The 15,953-nt window shown below is 72.1% G+C and carries 11 protein-coding genes; 6 read left to right on the top strand and 5 right to left on the bottom strand.

Annotation, left to right across the window (positions count from 1 at the left end):
• Positions 1-64: 64 nt before the first annotated feature.
• Positions 65-1,138 (bottom strand): alkene reductase, encoded by a 1,074-nt coding sequence (locus ACYVF7_RS21110; RefSeq protein WP_460343146.1) that lies wholly within the window; start codon positions 1,136-1,138, stop codon positions 65-67.
• 100 nt (positions 1,139-1,238) lie between these two features.
• On the opposite strand from ACYVF7_RS21110, the gene ACYVF7_RS21115 reads away from it, so the two are divergent.
• Positions 1,239-3,956: an AAA family ATPase gene (locus ACYVF7_RS21115; protein WP_460343149.1), complete on the top strand. Its 2,718-nt coding sequence runs from the start codon at positions 1,239-1,241 to the stop codon at positions 3,954-3,956.
• Between the two features lie 154 nt (positions 3,957-4,110).
• Here the strand turns inward: ACYVF7_RS21115 and ACYVF7_RS21120 are convergent, their stop codons facing one another.
• Positions 4,111-4,536, bottom strand: a complete 426-nt coding sequence (locus ACYVF7_RS21120; RefSeq protein WP_360885892.1) for an OsmC family protein — start codon at positions 4,534-4,536, stop codon at positions 4,111-4,113.
• Positions 4,537-4,642: 106 nt separating this feature from the next.
• On the opposite strand from ACYVF7_RS21120, the gene ACYVF7_RS21125 reads away from it, so the two are divergent.
• Entirely contained in the window at positions 4,643-5,743 is a 1,101-nt protein-coding gene (locus ACYVF7_RS21125) for a DUF5925 domain-containing protein (protein WP_460343153.1), read from the top strand.
• Positions 5,744-5,866: 123 nt separating this feature from the next.
• Here the strand turns inward: ACYVF7_RS21125 and ACYVF7_RS21130 are convergent, their stop codons facing one another.
• From ACYVF7_RS21130 to ACYVF7_RS21140, 3 genes are all read right to left on the bottom strand, one after another.
• Positions 5,867-6,307 carry a GNAT family N-acetyltransferase gene (locus ACYVF7_RS21130; protein WP_460343156.1) on the bottom strand — a complete coding sequence of 147 codons (441 nt, stop codon included), beginning with the start codon at positions 6,305-6,307 and terminating at the stop codon, positions 5,867-5,869.
• A gap of 99 nt (positions 6,308-6,406) precedes the next feature.
• The gene (locus tag ACYVF7_RS21135; RefSeq protein WP_460343159.1) at positions 6,407-7,075 is read right to left on the bottom strand and encodes a class I SAM-dependent methyltransferase; all 669 of its coding nucleotides are present in this window, start codon (positions 7,073-7,075) and stop codon (positions 6,407-6,409) included.
• A 140-nt stretch (positions 7,076-7,215) separates the two neighbouring features.
• Complete coding sequence (locus tag ACYVF7_RS21140) at positions 7,216-7,677, bottom strand: glycine-rich domain-containing protein (RefSeq protein ID WP_460343162.1); 462 nt, start codon at positions 7,675-7,677, stop codon at positions 7,216-7,218.
• A 163-nt stretch (positions 7,678-7,840) separates the two neighbouring features.
• On the opposite strand from ACYVF7_RS21140, the gene ACYVF7_RS21145 reads away from it, so the two are divergent.
• From ACYVF7_RS21145 to ACYVF7_RS21160, 4 genes are all read left to right on the top strand, one after another.
• On the top strand, positions 7,841-9,193 hold the full coding sequence (locus ACYVF7_RS21145) for a helix-turn-helix domain-containing protein (RefSeq protein WP_460343165.1): 1,353 nt from the start codon (positions 7,841-7,843) through the stop codon (positions 9,191-9,193).
• A gap of 65 nt (positions 9,194-9,258) precedes the next feature.
• Entirely contained in the window at positions 9,259-11,655 is a 2,397-nt protein-coding gene (gene hrpB, locus ACYVF7_RS21150; protein WP_460343168.1) for an ATP-dependent helicase HrpB, read from the top strand.
• Positions 11,656-11,958: 303 nt separating this feature from the next.
• Positions 11,959-13,644 (top strand): S1 family peptidase, encoded by a 1,686-nt coding sequence (locus ACYVF7_RS21155; protein ID WP_460343171.1) that lies wholly within the window; start codon positions 11,959-11,961, stop codon positions 13,642-13,644.
• 54 nt (positions 13,645-13,698) lie between these two features.
• Positions 13,699-15,942 carry a serine/threonine-protein kinase gene (locus tag ACYVF7_RS21160; RefSeq protein WP_460343174.1) on the top strand — a complete coding sequence of 748 codons (2,244 nt, stop codon included), beginning with the start codon at positions 13,699-13,701 and terminating at the stop codon, positions 15,940-15,942.
• Positions 15,943-15,953 lie beyond the last annotated feature (11 nt).

Genomic DNA, 15,953 nt, shown 5'->3' on the forward strand with positions numbered 1-15,953 from the left:
CGATGATCGGTCCGGCGCACTGTACTCCGAGAGACCCGAGCGCGCGGGGATCGTCCGGGGTCGGTCAGGCGCCGAGCACCGGGTAGTCGGTGTAGCCGCGGTGGTCACCGCCGTAGAAGGTGGCCGGATCCGCCTCGTTGTACGGGCCGCCCGCCTTGATCCGCTCGGGCAGGTCGGGGTTGGCCAGCCACAGCCGGGCGTGTGAGATCGCGTCGGCCAGGCCCTCCCGCAGCGCGTCGACACCCGTCTCGGGGGACGAGGGCAGCGGCCCCGGCACCGCGTGCGGGTTGAGGATCAGCGCACCCGGCCAGGCGGCCCGGATCGCGCGCGTCGTGTCGCGGTCGCCGACCTCCATCACGTGCACGTAGGCCAGGCCGAGGGGCGCGAGCGCGCGGACCAGCGCCGGATACAGCTCCGCGGTGTCGGACTCGGTGATGCCGTTGACCGCGGCGCCGGGCGACAGCCGGATCCCGACCCGCTCGGGCCCGATCGCGTCGGTGACCGCCCCGGCGACCTCCACCGCGAACCGGATCCGGTTCTCGATCGAACCGCCGTACGCGTCCGTCCGCCGGTTGCTGCCGTCGGCGAGGAACTGATGGATCAGGTAGCCGTTCGCGCCGTGCAGCTCCACCCCGTCGAAGCCCGCCTCGACGGCGTTCCGCGCGGCCGACACGTGGTCCTCGATCGTCTGGGCGATGTCCTCGACGCTCATCTCCCGCGGGGTGGGGTGCTCGAGCATCCCCTCGGGGGTGAACAGCTTCCCGCCGGACGAGACGGCCGAGGGCGCCACCGGCAGCGCGCCGTCCGGGTACAGGACCGGGTGGCCGATCCGGCCCGAGTGCATCACCTGGGCGAAGATCCGGCCGCCCTTCTCGTGGACCGCGTCGGTCACCTTCCGCCAGGCCGCGATCTGCTCGGCGGAGTGCAGACCCGGTGTGTTGATGTAGCCCTGGCCGATCACGCTCGGCTGCGTGCCCTCCGTGATGATCAGTCCGGCGTCCGCACGTTGCGCGTAGTAGTCGGCGGTCAGCTCGGTGACGAGACCGTCGTACGCGCGGCTGCGCGTCATCGGCGCCATGACGAGGCGGTTGGGCAGCTCCAGCGCGCCGACGGCGACCGGCTCGAACAGTTCGTTCATCGCTCTCTTCCTCCGTGAATCAGCTGGTCAGGACGCTACGGTCCGGAGGCGGGGCGGCGAATCAGTAATGTTTCGGTACTCCGCCACGTAGGTTTGTGGGGTGTTGTACGGGCGCGACGCAGAATTCGAACGGCTCACGCGACTGATCGACGACGCTCGGGGGCGACGCCGCAGCGGATCCCTCGTCGTGCGGGGTGAGGCCGGGATCGGCAAGTCGGTGCTGCTCGACCGCGCCGCCGAGGCGGCGGCCGGTCTGCGGGTCCTGCGCGCGACCGGCGTCGAGGCGGAACGCGATCTGGCGTTCGCCGGCCTCCTCCAACTGCTGTGGCCCGTGCAGACGCGGCTGGAGACGCTCCCGGACCCGCAGGCGGACGCGCTGCGGACGGCGTTCGGCTCCGGCGGCTCCGGCGGAGGCGACCGGTTCCTCACCGGGCTCGCGGTGCTCACGCTGCTGGCCGACCTGGCCGAGGACGAGCCCGTGCTCTGTCTCGTCGACGACGCCCAGTGGATCGACCGGGCGAGCGCCGACGCCCTCCTGTTCGCGGCCCGGCGGCTCTCGGCGGAAGGGGTCGTCATGGTGTTCGCCACCCGGGACGACGGATTCGCCGGGCACGGTCTGGCCGAGATCGAGCCCGCCCGGCTGGACCGCGCTGACGCCGCGCGCCTGCTGGCGGAGCGGGAGCTCAGCCCCGAACGCCGCGGCCGGATCCTCGTGGAGGCCGACGGCAACCCGCTCGCCCTCCTGCACCTAGGCGCCGCCAGGCCCGGCGACGGCGGCCACCGGCAGGGGCCCGGGGTCTCCAGGCTCGGCGACAGCGGCCCCGGGCCCCTGCCGGTGGCGGACCGGGTGCTCGCCTCCTTCCGCGCCCAGATCGCCCGGCTGCCCGAGCGCACGCGGCTGATGATGCTCATCGCCGCCGCCGAGGCGCGCGGCCACCTGCCGACGCTGCTCGGCGCGGCGACGTCGCTCGGCGTCGACCTCGGCGACCTCGAACCGGCCGAGCAGGCACGCCTCGTCGAGGTGACCGGGACGACCGTCGCCTTCCGGCACCCACTGATCCGCACCGCCGCCTACCAGGGCACCTCGCTCGCCCGCCGCGTGACCGCCCACCGGGCGCTCGCCGACGCCGCCACCGACCCCGACTGCCGTGCGCGTCACCGCGCCGCCGCGGCGACCGGTCCCGATGAGGACGTCGCGGCCGGCCTCGAAGCGGCCGCTGTACGCGCCCGGGACCGCGCCGCCGGGGCCGTCGCCGCGGCACTGTTCCAGCAGGCCGCCCGGCTCACGCCCGAGACCGGCGGCCAGGCCCGGCGCCTCGTCGAGGCGGCCGGGGCGGCCCTCCTCGCGGGCGGCGCCGACCACGCCGCGGAACTCGCTGTACGGGCCGAGCGCCTCACCGCCGACCCGGCCGCGCTGATCAGGCTGGCGCGGATCCGCGCCGCTGTCGAGTTCGAACGGGGCGATCCCCGGCAGGCGGCCCGCATCCTGGTCGAACAGGCCGCCGAGGACCGGCGGGCGACCGCCATGCTGCGAATGGGCGCCTCATACGCCTGGCTCTCCGGGGACGAGGAGTCGGTACGGGCCGCCGCCGAGCGGTCGGCAGCCATCGGCCGGCGCGACCCGCTGCTCCAGGGCATGGCCCACCTCGTCGACGACGACTTCACCCGCGGCGTCCCCCTCCTCCAGGAGATCCTCACCGACGCGCTCGGCGGGGAAGGGCCGGGTTCCGGGATGGCCGAGGACGACGGTGCGCTGGTGGAGGTGATCCACTGCGCGCTGGTCCTCGGCGACGACGATGCCGCCATCCGGCTGGCGACCGCCGAGGTCGCCCGCTGCAGACGGCGGGGATTGGTCGGCGAGCTCGCGGGCGCGCTGCAGAGACTGGCCCAGGCGCAGGTCCCGGCCGGGCTGTTCCGCGACGCCGAGGCGAACGTCGCCGAGGCCATCACCATCGCCCGCGACACCGGCCGGCCACAGCGGGTCGGCCGACTGGAGACACTGCTGGCCCGCGTCGCCGCGATCCAGGGCGACGAGAAGCGCTGCCGCGCCCTGACCGGAGACGGCGACCCGCTCGGGAGAGACCTCGCGGGCGCGGAGGCCGCCGCGGCCGACTGCGCGCTCGCCCTGCTCGACCTCGGCCTGGGCCGTTACGACGACGCCCTCGACCGGCTGGAGAAGGCACGGCTCGGTCCCGGCCGGTTCACGGCCGTCGTCACATTCTCCGTCCCGGACGAGGTGGAGGCGGCGGTCCGCGCCGGACGACCCGAGCGCGCCGAACCGGTGCTCGGCCGCTTCGAGGCGTGGGCGCGAGCCGGTGACCTGCCGTGGAGCCGGGCGGTCGTCCTCCGCTGCCGCGCGCTCCTCGATGACGACGAGGCCCGGTACGTCGAGGCGCTGCGCCTCCACGACAAGGGCGGACGGCCGTTCGAACGGGCCCGTACTGCGCTGCTGTACGGGGAGTGGCTGCGCCGCGCCCGTCGTCGCTCCGACGCCCGCGGCCCGCTGCGCTCCGCGCTGGAGGTCTTCGAGCGGCTCCGCGCGGTGCCGTGGGCCGAGCGCACCCGGACCGAGCTACGTGCGACGGGCGAGTCCGCCACTGCCGCCCGCCCGGCAGCCGCCGACCTCCTCGAACGACTCACCCCGCAGGAGCTCCAGGTCGTCCGGCTCGCGGCGGAGGGGGCCAGCAGCCGGGACATCGCCGCGCAGCTCTTCCTCAGCCCGCGAACGGTGGAGTACCACCTGTACAAGGCGTATCCGAAGCTCGGCGTCTCCTCCCGCCGCGAACTCGCCCGCCTGGAACTGGCACCCGCGCACTGACGCGCGATGATCGACTACGGCCACCTGCGGGAACGCTTCCAGGCCCGCTGCGACCGACCTACCGGAGGACGGGCGCGCGGAGCCCGATGAGCCGGGTGGCACGGCGCGGCGACGGTGTGGGCGCCGTCCGTCGCGGGGGCGCCCACACCGCCGGTCAGGCCAGGGACGCGTCGAGCGTGATCTTCGTGCCGGCCAGCGCCTTGCTCACCGGGCAGTTGGCCTTCGCTTGCTGAGCGGCGTTCTCGAAGTCCTCGGCGGAGATGCCCGGGACCGACGCGCGTACGGTCAGGTGGATGCCGGTGATGCCCTCACCCGGCTGGAAGGTCACGTCGGCGCGGGTGTCCACGGTCTCCGGCGGCGTGCCGGCCCCGGCGAGGCCGTGGGACAGCGCCATCGAGAAGCAGGTGCTGTGCGCGGCGGCGATGAGTTCCTCCGGGCTGGTCTTGCCCTCCGGCTTCTCCGCGCGGGACGGCCAGTTGACCTCGAACTCCCCGACCTTCGAGGAGTCCAGCGACACCTTGCCCTGCCCGCCCATGAGCGGGCCTTCCCAGTGGGCGTTCGCGGTACGGACGGTGGCCATATGATGCTCCTTCTGGACGTGCGCGGGGCCCGCCGACGAGCGGCGGTACGCCCGGTTCGTGCAAATTCACTGGACGCGGGCCAAGGGCGCCCCGATGATCGAGGACATGTCCGAACCCGTCGTCCCGATCATAGGGGCCGAGCCCGAAGCGCCTGTCGACTACCGCCTCGACACGACCGACACGCTCGGCGGCGTCATCGACGTCCTCGCCCTTCAGCCCTTCACGACGGGCCGGCAGCCGTACGCGAGGGTGAAGCGGCTGGACCGGGTGCGTCCCGACGCGCCCCTGCGCCCGCCGGGCGCGCGGGTGCTGCGCGCCGTCCGCGAGGAGAGCCGCGACGCGCTGCTGGCGTGCGGCGACGGCTGGACGCTCCGGGCAGTCCGCTGGCGCGGCGGGTCGGGCACCGTCGAGGTCACGGCCGTCAGCGACGAACTCGCCGCCGCCGTCGTCGAGCAGTCCGTCCGCGACGCCGTCGAGGCGACATCGGAACCGGACCGCGTCGAGATGGGCTTCTGGCACTCCGGGCCCCACGGGGCGCAACGCCGCAAACGGTCCATCGCCACGACGCCCTGGGCGGAGATCCGCGACAACTACCCGGCCACCACCGCGGGAGCCGTCGACCGGCTCGCGGCCGTACGCGCGGCCGACGTGACCGGCCGCCTCATCCTCCTGCACGGGCCGCCCGGCACCGGCAAGACCACGGCCCTGCGCGCCCTGGCCCGCGAGTGGTCGAAGTGGTGCCAGTTCGACTGCGTCCTCGACCCGGACGAACTGTTCGGCAACCCGGCGTACCTCATGGAGGTCGCCGTGGGGGAGGAGGACGAGGACGAGGAGGACCGCCGCTGGCGGCTGCTCGTCCTCGAGGACTGCGACGAGCTGATCCGCGCCGAGGGGGGAGCGAGCACCGGCCAGGCGCTGTCCCGCCTGCTCAACCTCACCGACGGCCTCGTAGGCCAGGGCCGCGACGTCCTCGTCGCCATCACCACCAACCGGCCCCTGTCCGGCCTGCACCCCGCCGTCGTACGCCCCGGCCGCTGCCTGGCCCAGATCGAGATGGGCCCGCTGTCCCGCGCCGAGGCCGCCGCCTGGCTGGGCACGACGAACGGCGTCCCGGAGAACGCGACCCTCGCGGAGCTGTACGCCATCCGCGACGGCCGCACCGCGGAGACACCGCCCCGGACGTCCGGCACCGGCTTCTACCTCTGAGCCCCGACCGCGTCCGTACGCTGCGGGGGCGTGTGCCGGCGGAAAGAGCGCGCGACCTGAACCCGCCCCGGCCGTGCGGAGAGCCCCACCCAAGGGGCGTCGTCATCGCTGCTCATGGCCGACTCACCCGGTGAACGATTTGAACATGTGCACGTCCTCGTTCCCGCCGGGAATGCCCAGTGTCCGGCCCGTCTCGACATAACCGTGACGCTGGTAGAAGCCGGGGGCTTGGAAAGTGAAGGAGGAGACGGCCATGCGATCGCAACCGCGTCGTCGGGCCTCCGCCTCGGCGGCGAGCAGGATCCGGCCGCCCCAACCGTCCTTGCGGCTGTCCTCGCGCACCCACAGCAGCTCGATGCCGCACAGGCCGCCCCACGTCCAGGCGGCCAACCCGCCGACCAGTTCACCTGTCTCGTCAGTGACCTTGACCGAGAACGCGTCCCGGTCGGCCGCACCTGTGGCGGCCGTGTTGAAGGCGATCAGCTCGTCGGTCAGCCGGTCGACGAGCTCGGCGTCGCGCTCGCCGACACTCAACGTCGGGTCGGAATAATGCTCAGTCACCACGACGCGGAGTATTCCAGCCGACCTCGCCGTCCGCACACGATTAATTACCGCCTCGATCCACATTCGCGGCGGGCCCCAGCAGGGTAGATGCGCCGACGACTACTGGCCTGGGCGTTCGGCTTCGACGATGAGGGTGCCGACGTGATCAAGGTTGGGTGCCGGGGCGACCTGGGCGTGGATGTTCGTGAAGCCGTGCTGGTGGAGGAGTCCGGCCCAGGTGGCAGGCTCATACGCCCAGCGGTAGGCCCACACCTGTCGCCCGGTGAAGCCCGCCGCGTAGATGCCCTGGACGCCGTAGCCGCCCGGGACGGCCGGTGCGTGCGAGAACGTCAGCTTCCCGCCGGGCGCGAGGCGCTCCAAGACCAGAGGGAGCAGTTGCTCGGGGTCGGTGAACCACAGCGCACCCCAGATCGAGTAGATCGCGTCCCAGCGCTGGTCGGTGCCGGCGAGGTAGTCCAGGACGTCACCGTGTACGAACCGGGCGCTGGACAGGTGACTCCAGCGGCGTTTCGCCTGCTCGCATTGGATGGGTGAGATGTCGATTCCGGTGGCGTCGATGCCTTTGGTGGCGAGTGCCGCGACCGCGTTGCCGCGGCCGGAGCCGAGCTCCAACGCGGTGGCGGGCTCGCCAAGCAGTTCCTCGCCAGGGCCGTGCCCTTCGTACTGGGTCCAGCCGAATGCGTGCTTGAGTGCGTCTTCGGGTTCTTCTGCGGCGACGCCGACGGCGTAACGGTCCCAGTAATCGGCGTAGTCGTTGATGGTGGCCATGAGAGCCTTGCGACGAAGGTGACGAGGACCCGCGTCACGGTAACGACTCTCGCTGGCCGCCGACCGGGGTTCAGGGGTTTGCGTCGATCAATGCGGGAAGGGCCGGAGCCTTCCGGCTCCGGCCCTGTCTCCAGATTTGGTCAGTGACAGTCGCTGCCGGGGTAGCAGGGCGTGCACTTGCTGAAGTCGGCCTCCCACAGAGGCCAGTCGATCTCGAACCCGTTGGCCGCGATGACGTGCGCGGTGCGCTCGACCGACCCGTCGTACTTGCGGTCGATCTCCGGGACGTGTTCGAGGAACTTCCCGTCGAAGTACTTGTTGCAGAACTCCCGGTAGTTGACCGTGTCAAGAATGAAGGCGTGGACGGCCGTGTCGACCAGTTCCCCGCATCCGATCTCCAGGTGCTGACCGAACTTCTCCATCGCGGTGATCAGATAGGCGACGGCCTGCCCGAACAGGCGCTCGGCCATGACCTTGTCGAAGGGGTGGTCTCGGATGAGGAGCGCGATCTGCCGGTCCCAGATCTGCGGTGTGACGAAGGATCGTGGGTCCCGCTTCGTGTCGGTCTGCTCGTGGGTTCGGGCCGGTGCTGCGGTCGCCATGAGGGTCTCCCTCGTGGTCGGGAACGATGTGCTGCCATGACACGCCAGTACCGGGTGACGTAGAAGGCGTCTTTGCATGGTGTGGCGATGATTTGCGTGGCATGCAAAGGGTCTGGCCGACGATGTCGGTCGCGGTTACCGTGAGACCGGGGACTATTCGTGCGTGGAGCAGCCGATGAACCCACATGCTCGCCGAGACGCTGGCGCGATTGTGCGGATTACTCGCCACGCCCGGGGCCTGACACTCGCTGAACTCGGCCGCAGGACCGGGTACTCGGCATCGCAGGTCTCCCGCTATGAACGCGGTCTCGCGTCCTTCACCGATACGACGGTGTTACGCCGGTTCGCCGACGCTCTGGCCTTACCCCCGCAGACTTTCGGTCTGCTTCCCAATACGACTGAATGCGTGACCGGCGTTGCGCTTGCGCCTACTGTGGTCGCCGAGCCCGATTGGGAGGACGGTGACGACCCGGTGCGACGTCGAGAGCTTTTCACTGGTGCCGCTGGCCTGGCAGCGATCAGTGTACTCGGACTACCGGGCACATCTCGGGCGGCTCAGAGACCGCATTCGACCGATGGGCTCGAAAATCTGCTGTACGGGCATGGCCCCGCCGATGCCGAGCCGGTTTCGCTGACGACGCTGCGCACCGCTACCACCCGAGTGCGTGGACTCTTTCAAGCTGCGCGCTATGACCAGCTGAACGCAGAACTGCCGCAGCTGATCGCCTCTGCGAGCGCGACGCGCGGTCATCTGGACGGTGAGGAGCGGCTCGTGGCCGATGCGCTGCTCGCTGACGCATATATCGTCGCCTCTGGCTTCATGGTGAAGCTGAATGACGACGAGCTCGCCTGGGCGACCGCCGACCGAGCGGCTCAAGCCGCCGAAAACTCCGGCGACGCGCTTGTCCTTGCCGATGCCCGCCGAAGCGTGGCCACCGTGATGCGTCGAACCGGCCGTCCGGGTCGAGCTCGATCTCTGCTGGTCGAGGCCGCCGACGATATCGCTGCCAGCGCCGGCGCGAGCCCTGAGCAGCTGTCGATGTATGGAACGCTGCTGCAGGTCGCCGCATACACTGCCGCCGTCGACGGCAACCGCGCGGAGGCCGGTGAACTCATCGCAGCCGCCCAGACCGCGGCTGTGAGACTCGGGCATGATGCCAACCATCGGCATACCGCGTTCGGGCCCACGAACGTGACCCTGTATCAGATCAGTATCGCCCAGGTCCTTGGCGACAACGGCACTGCCATCGCCCACGCGAAGACTCTCAATCCGACCGTGATACCCACTGCCGAGCGTCGCGGGCGGTACTGGATCGACGTCGCGCGTTCCTGGCATCAGTGGGGAAAGCCAGAAGCCTGCTACCGCGCGCTGCTAGCCGCCGAACGCGCCGCGCCCGCTGAGGTTCGTTACCGGCCGCCGGTCCGCCGAATGACCCAGCACCTGCTGCGCGCCGACCGGCGTGGGGCACTCCCCGGCCTACGCGCATTCGCGACCCGAGTGGGCATTCCAGCCTGACCGTATTCGGCGCGATGGCGGCCCGGCTCGGCGCCGCAGAGGCTGGGAGCGGTCAGACTGGTGGGGTGCGTTCGTCCGACCTGCCCGTGTCCGTCGCGATTCCCGCGTTGCGTGACGCGCTCGACTCTGTCGGGACCGCCGTGTTGGCCGCGCCGCCGGGGACCGGGAAGACCACGCTCGTGCCGCTCGCCCTCGCCGAGACCGGGCGGAGGGTGATCGTGGCCGAGCCGCGGCGGCTTGCGGCGCGGGCCGCCGCACGCCGGATGGCGTGGATGCTCGGCGAGTCCGTCGGTGAACGCGTCGGCTATGCCATTCGCGGTGAGCGGCGGCCGGGCAGTGCGGTCGAGGTCGTCACCACCGGCGTGCTGCTGCGGCGTCTGCAGCACGACCCCGATGTGCGCGCCGACGTCGTCATCCTCGACGAGTGCCACGAGCGTCACCTGGACGCTGACACCGCGTTCGCGTTCCTCCTCGACGTCCGTACGACGCTGCGTCCCGATCTGGGGCTGGTCGCCGCGTCGGCGACCGCCGACACCGGGCCGTGGGCGGAGCTCATGGGCGGCGCGCCGGTCGTCAGCGCGGACGGTGCCATGCATCCGGTCGAGGTGGTCTGGGCGCCCCCGTCCCGTCCCGTACGCCCGCCGCACGGCCTGGCCGTCGACCCGGCGCTGCTCGACCACGTGGCCTCGACGGTCCGCCGGGCGATGGCTGAGCGGGACGGGGACGTACTGTGCTTCCTGCCCGGTGTGGCCGAGATCGACCGGGTCGCACGCGCTCTCGGTGACCTCCACGTACTGCGGCTGCACGGCCGCGCGCCCGCAGCCGTGCAGGAGGAGGTGCTGCGCGGGCCGGAGGGCGGGCGGCGTGTCGTGCTGGCCACCTCGGTCGCCGAGTCGAGCCTCACCGTGCCGGGCGTGCGTGTCGTCGTGGACGCCGGGTTGTCGCGGGAGCCGCGCACCGACCACGCGCGCGGGCTGGGCGCGCTGACGACCGTACGCGCGTCGCGGGCCGCCGCCGACCAGCGCGCCGGGCGTGCCGGGCGCGAGGCGCCGGGAACGGTGTACCGGTGCTGGACCGAGGCCGAGCACCAGCGGCTCCCCGAGCGTCCCCGGCCGGAGATCGCGCTGGCCGACCTGACCGGGTTCGCGCTGGAGGCGGCCTGCTGGGGCGATCCGGATGCCGCCGGCCTGGCGCTGCTGGACGCCCCACCGCCCGCCGCGATGCGTGCCGCCCGCGAGACCCTGCGGGCGGTCGGTGCCGTCGACGACACCGGTCGCGCCACCGAACGCGGCCGGAGGATGGCCCGCATCGGCGTCCACCCCAGGCTGGCCCGCGCGCTCCTCGACGGCGCCGAGCGCGTCGGTACGCGTGCGGCCGAGGTCGTGGCGGTGCTGGCCGACCAGCAGCGGACCGACGAGGACCTGGTACGGCAGTGGCGCGGCCTGCGAGGCGACCCGCGGTGGCGCGACGAGGCACGCCGGCTGCGGCGCGCGATCCCGGATGCTCCGGAGGCGGGGCCGGACGACGAGACGACGGCGGGCGTTGTCGTTGCCCTCGCGTTTCCCGAGCGGGTCGCCCGGGCCCGCGGCGGCGGATACCTGATGGCGTCCGGCACTGCGGCCGAGCCTTCCAAGGGTTCCGCGCTCGGCGGCTCCGAGTGGCTGGCGATCGCCGTCGCCGACCGGCCCGCGGGCGCTCCGGCCGCGCGGATCCGCCAGGCCGTCCCGATCGACGAGGACGCGGCCCGGGCGGCCGTGGGCGTCACGGCCGAGGACGAGGTCGTCTGGCGGGGCGACGTCGTCGCCCGTCGCGTCGAGCGCCTCGGCGCGATCGAGCTGTCGGCCGTGCCGCTGCCGGACCCCGACCCCGAGCTCGTCCGGGCGGCCCTGCGCGAGGGCCTGCGCCGGGAGGGGCTCGGCCTGCTCACCTGGTCCCGCGAGGCGGAGGCGCTGCGCGCCCGGCTGGCGTTCTGCCATCGCGTCCTCGGCCCGCCGTGGCCGGCGATGGACGACGAGGCGCTGCTCGAGTCCCTCGCCCTCGCGGCCGGCGGCGCGCGGCGGCGGGCCGACCTCGAACGCGCGGACGTGACCGCGCTGCTGCGCGGACTGCTGCCGTGGGAGTGCGCCGCCCGGCTCGACGAGGTCGCCCCCGAACGGATCGCCGTGCCGAGCGGGTCGCGGATCCGGATCGACTACTCCGGCGAGCAGCCGGTGCTCGCCGCGAAGCTGCAGGAGCTGTTCGGGTGGACCGAGACGCCGCGCGTCGCGGGCGTTCCCCTCGTGGTGCACCTGCTGTCGCCCGCGGGGCGGCCCGCCGCGGTCACCGCCGACCTGGCGTCGTTCTGGCGCGAGGGTTACCGGAACGTCCGTGCGGAGCTGCGCGGACGCTACCCACGCCACCCCTGGCCGGAGGACCCGGCCACCGCCGAGCCGACCCGCCGTACGAACGCCCGCCGCCGCTGACCGTATCGCCGCCGCTGGCCGTATACGGCCACATCTTTAGTGGTGGATTAATAGCGCTGGTGAGATTCGCTGCGGATCTCATTTATGTCGGGCCGAATTCGCATTTTCTGATCAGCCGGTATCGCGCGAGGGCGAGTGCCGCTCATTCCGGCGGTTATCATCCGGAACCCGGGAAATGCTCAGGGGAATATCGCACGTGACGTGCGCCTTAGATATCACACAAAATACGGGGCTTTGAAGTCTTGTCGGCCGCGTTCGAAAATATCGTGGATCGCGGGCTTCTCCTTGGCTGGGCGACGGGAGTTGATCACCATAAAACGTGATCCCGAGGATCCGTGGCACGCGCGCATCCGCGACGGGGACGGCACGATCCTGGGGGCCGGGGTGCTGGTGGGCCCGCAGCGCCTGCTCACCTGCGCGCACGTCCTCGGCGCGGGCCAAGCCATCCCTGACCAGGACTTCACCGTGGAGTTTCTCACCCGGCGGACGGAGACGACGGGCAAGGTCGAGCGCTGGGTCCCGAGCCGTGACACGTACGAAAGGGACGTCGCCCTCCTCCTGCTCGAACAGGATCAGCCCGAGCGCTACAGCGCCCGATTGCGCCGGGTTCCGCCCACCGCGGGCGGTCAGGTGCGTGCGAAGGGCTTCCCGCGCCACCCGCACAAGAAAGACGGCCTGTGGGTGGTGGACATGACGGTCGCGGGCGGCGGTGTCGGCCCCCGGAACGAATGGGCGCAGCTGATCGGAGGGAGACCGGAGCCGCCGTCGAAGGGATTCAGCGGCGCGCCCGTCATGTACCGCGCCGAAACCGAGGGCGAAGAGGACGTCGTCGGCATCGTGGCCGCCGGGTTCAAGGACGAGGCGACCGAGGTCTCCTACATGATCCCGGTCGAGACGATCGCGCGGTATCTGCCGGAACTGGACGAGTGGACGGAGGGCGCGACCGCGGTCGATCGGGAGATGGCGCGGGACTCCGATCCGCGCGTACGGGACGTCACGTTCGCCCGGGAGATCACCGACTGGCTCGCGGCGCCGAACAACGTCCGAGTGATCATCACCGGCGGCTGGGAGTCGGAGCGTTTCCAGACGCTGCGCAGCGTGATGGTGTCCTCCGACCGTGAACAGCGGCCGGCCGACGAACTGCTGGCCGAGGCGCCGGACGGCGCGGTTCCCCCGGTCGGCGGTCTCGACCTCGCCGTCGGAGCGTCCGGCAAGACCGTCGAGGACGTCGCGCGGTGCGTTCTCGACCGGCTCGGCATCCGGACCGGCGGCGTCGACCGGGTGCGCAGGGGCGTCCGGCCGATGAAGCTCGTGGTGTACGGCATCGACGACGCCGCCGAACCCGTCCCGCTGGTCGACGGCCTGCTGAGCTCTCTGGCCAAGCAGGGATCCTGCCTGCTTCTCGTCTTCCATCACGCGTCCTCACCCGCCCTCGACCGGGCCCGCGTCCTCGAGTCCGACGCGGCCGCCGACGAACGCCGACGCACGCAGGGGCTTCTCGACCGGCTGATCGTGGGGACGGCCCGACTCGCCACCGAGGAGCGGGAGGCGGCGAAGCTCTGGACGGGCGTCGCGCCACGCGTCGCCGGCGTCCCGGACCCACCGGATCGCGCGGTCGCGCTGCGGCTGGCGCGGCTGGGACATCAGGGGCCGGACGACGGCTGGACGGTACGCGAACTGCTCGATCTCCTCCGGATCGCCGACCACGCGTCGGCGTACGTCCACGACTACCGGCGGATCCTCCGCGAGGCCCTCGCGAAGAGACGGGAGCTCCGGGGGCGGCTCGAGGCGATCAAGGCGAAGGCCGGCGGCAGGGGTCTCGCCGAGAACATCGAGCTCGGGGAGCTCTACGACCGCGCACGCCGCCTTCTCTGGGAGCAGCGGCCGTGCGACCTGACAGAGGCCGAGGCCGCGGTCCGGCGGTACGGAGACGCGGTCCGGCGCGAACGCGCGGACGGAGGCGGGGAGGACGGGCATGAAGTGCCGTGACTGCAGCGGGGAGGGCGGGCATGAAGTGCCGTGACTGCAGCGGGGAGGGCGGGCATGAAGTGCCGTGACTGCGGCGGTCCCATCGACAAGGACGGGTTCTGCGACGACTGCGGACTCCCCGCGGAGGACGGGAGCGCGGCCCCCACGACGGAACGGCCGAACGCGTCCGCACCCCGTGGGTTCAGCCGGCGCCTCTCGCCGATCAGCCGCGAGTCGATCGACCCGCGGAGCCAGGTCCAGCGCGATCCGAGGCCGCCCGAACACGCGCGCCGCTGCGGAGTTCCCGGCTGCACCGGCTGGATCGGGGGCTCGTACGCCGACCAGCCCAGCCTCATCGAGGGGTACTGCCCGAGGTGCCGCACGCCGTACTCCTTCAGCCCGAAGCTCGAGCCCGGTGAGCTGGTCGGCGGCCAGTACCGGGTGGAGGGCTGCCTGGCCCACGGCGGGCTCGGGTGGGTCTACCTGGCGAGAGACACACGTTTGGAAGCCTGGGTGGCCCTCAAAGGGCTGATCAACGTCCATGACGAAGAGGCGGCGGCCATGGCGGTCGAGGAACGCCGCTTCCTCAGGGCGCTCGACCATCCCAACATCGTCCGCATCTTCAACTTCGTCACCCATCCCGATCGGCAGACCGGTGAGGAGACCGGCTACATCGTGATGGAGTACGTCAACGGTGCTCCGCTCCACAAGATCGCCATCGAGGACGGAATCTCCGTGGAACGGCTGATCGACTACGGTCTCGAGATCCTCTCCGCGCTCGGCTATCTCCACGAGTTCGCCGACCGGGACTCGGATCGCCGCGGTCTGCTCTACTGCGACCTGAAGCCGGACAACGTCATCGACACCCAGGAGCGGATCAAGCTCATCGACCTCGGCGCCGTCCGCTGGATCGACGACAGGAAGGCCCCGATCGTCGGACACGAGGACTTCCTGGTCGCCGCCGCGGAGCGAAGTGAGCACGGGCTGACCGTACGGTCCGACCTGTACGCCGTGGGCAAGACCCTGCAGGCCCTGTTCGTGGCAAGCGGCGATCTGCCCGCTTTCGGCGCCAGGTCCTTCCGGCGCGTTCTGGACCGTGCGACCGATCGCGTCTTCGAGCGGCGTTTCGGGTCGGCGGCGGAGATGGCCGAGCAGCTGCGGGGGGTCCTCCGGGAGATCCTCTCGCTGCGGGACGGACAACAGCGCCCCGTGCCCTCTTCGATCTTCGCGCCGACCGCCGCGCTCCTCGACGCCGGGCTCGGGGCGGTGCCTCCGCTGGAGCGCTGGACCGAACCCGGTCAGGCCAGGGGACGGAACGACGGCAGGCCGAATCCGCCGGCGGTCGCGGCCGGACTCCCCGAGCCGCGGAGCGAGCCGGCCTATGGCGCGGCCGATTCTCCGCTGAATGCCGGAGCGGCCGATCCGTACCGGACCGCCGAGTCCGACCCGGTCGATGACAAGGTCGAGAACGAGTTCTCCGTATGCCGGGCACGCATTCAGGCGGGCGACGTCGGCGGCGCGTCGGGGTTCCTCGCGGAAGCGGGCCGGCTGCTCGGCGCCGCCGCGGCGTACGACTGGCGGATGGCCTGGCACCGCGGGCTGCACGCGCTGGCGGTGAACGACGTGGCGGCGGCCGAGCGGGAGTTCGACGCGGTGTACGCCGCTCTGCCGGGCGAGGACGCGCCGAAGCTGGCCCTGGGCTTCTGCGCCGAGCATCGTGGACGACTGCCGGACGCCGAAGCCTTTTACCGCGCCGTATGGCGCCGGGACCGCTCGCAGGCCGGCGCGGCCTTCGGCCTCGCGCGCATCCGGCTCGGCCGAGCCGACCGGGCGGGAGCGGTCGAGATCCTCGACAAGGTGCCCATGACCTCCCGGCACTACTTCGCGGCCCGGATCGCCGCGGTCCGCATCCTCTCCGAGCCCCTCCCGGCCGGCGCGGAGCAGGCAGGGCCCCCCGAAGCGGAGCAGGCAGGGCTTCGCGGGGCGAAGCGGGCGGGGCTTCCCGGGGCGGCAGACCTCCAGGAGGCGGTCCGCCGGCTGCCCGAGCTCCATCTCGCCGGAGAGGACGACAACGGTCCGGCGCGTGCCAGGCTCACCGCCGCCATCCGGGAGACGGTGCTCGAGCTGATGCCCACGCGACGGGAGGAGGCGGCGGACCTGGCCCGGATCGCGCCCGACAGCGTCGGCGCCGACGAGACGCGGCACCGCGTCCTGCTCGAAGGGTCGTACCACGCACTGGCCGAGCAGGCCGGAAACGCCGACGACCGCGGTGTCCTGATCGACCTCGCCAATGAGGTCCGCCCGAAGACGTGGCTATGAGGGGGAGCAGC

It is taken from the genome of Actinoallomurus acanthiterrae, assembly GCF_054775715.1.

Excerpts from the sequence above, each read along its gene's own strand:
- ACYVF7_RS21110 (WP_460343146.1), bottom strand. The coding sequence starts at position 1,138 with ATGAACGAACTGTTCGAGCCGGTCGCCGTCGGCGCGCTGGAGCTGCCC.
- ACYVF7_RS21120 (WP_360885892.1), bottom strand. The coding sequence starts at position 4,536 with ATGGCCACCGTCCGTACCGCGAACGCCCACTGGGAAGGCCCGCTCATG.
- ACYVF7_RS21125 (WP_460343153.1), top strand. The coding sequence starts at position 4,643 with ATGTCCGAACCCGTCGTCCCGATCATAGGGGCCGAGCCCGAAGCGCCT.
- ACYVF7_RS21135 (WP_460343159.1), bottom strand. The coding sequence starts at position 7,075 with ATGGCCACCATCAACGACTACGCCGATTACTGGGACCGTTACGCCGTC.
- ACYVF7_RS21140 (WP_460343162.1), bottom strand. The coding sequence starts at position 7,677 with ATGGCGACCGCAGCACCGGCCCGAACCCACGAGCAGACCGACACGAAG.
- ACYVF7_RS21160 (WP_460343174.1), top strand. The coding sequence starts at position 13,699 with ATGAAGTGCCGTGACTGCGGCGGTCCCATCGACAAGGACGGGTTCTGC.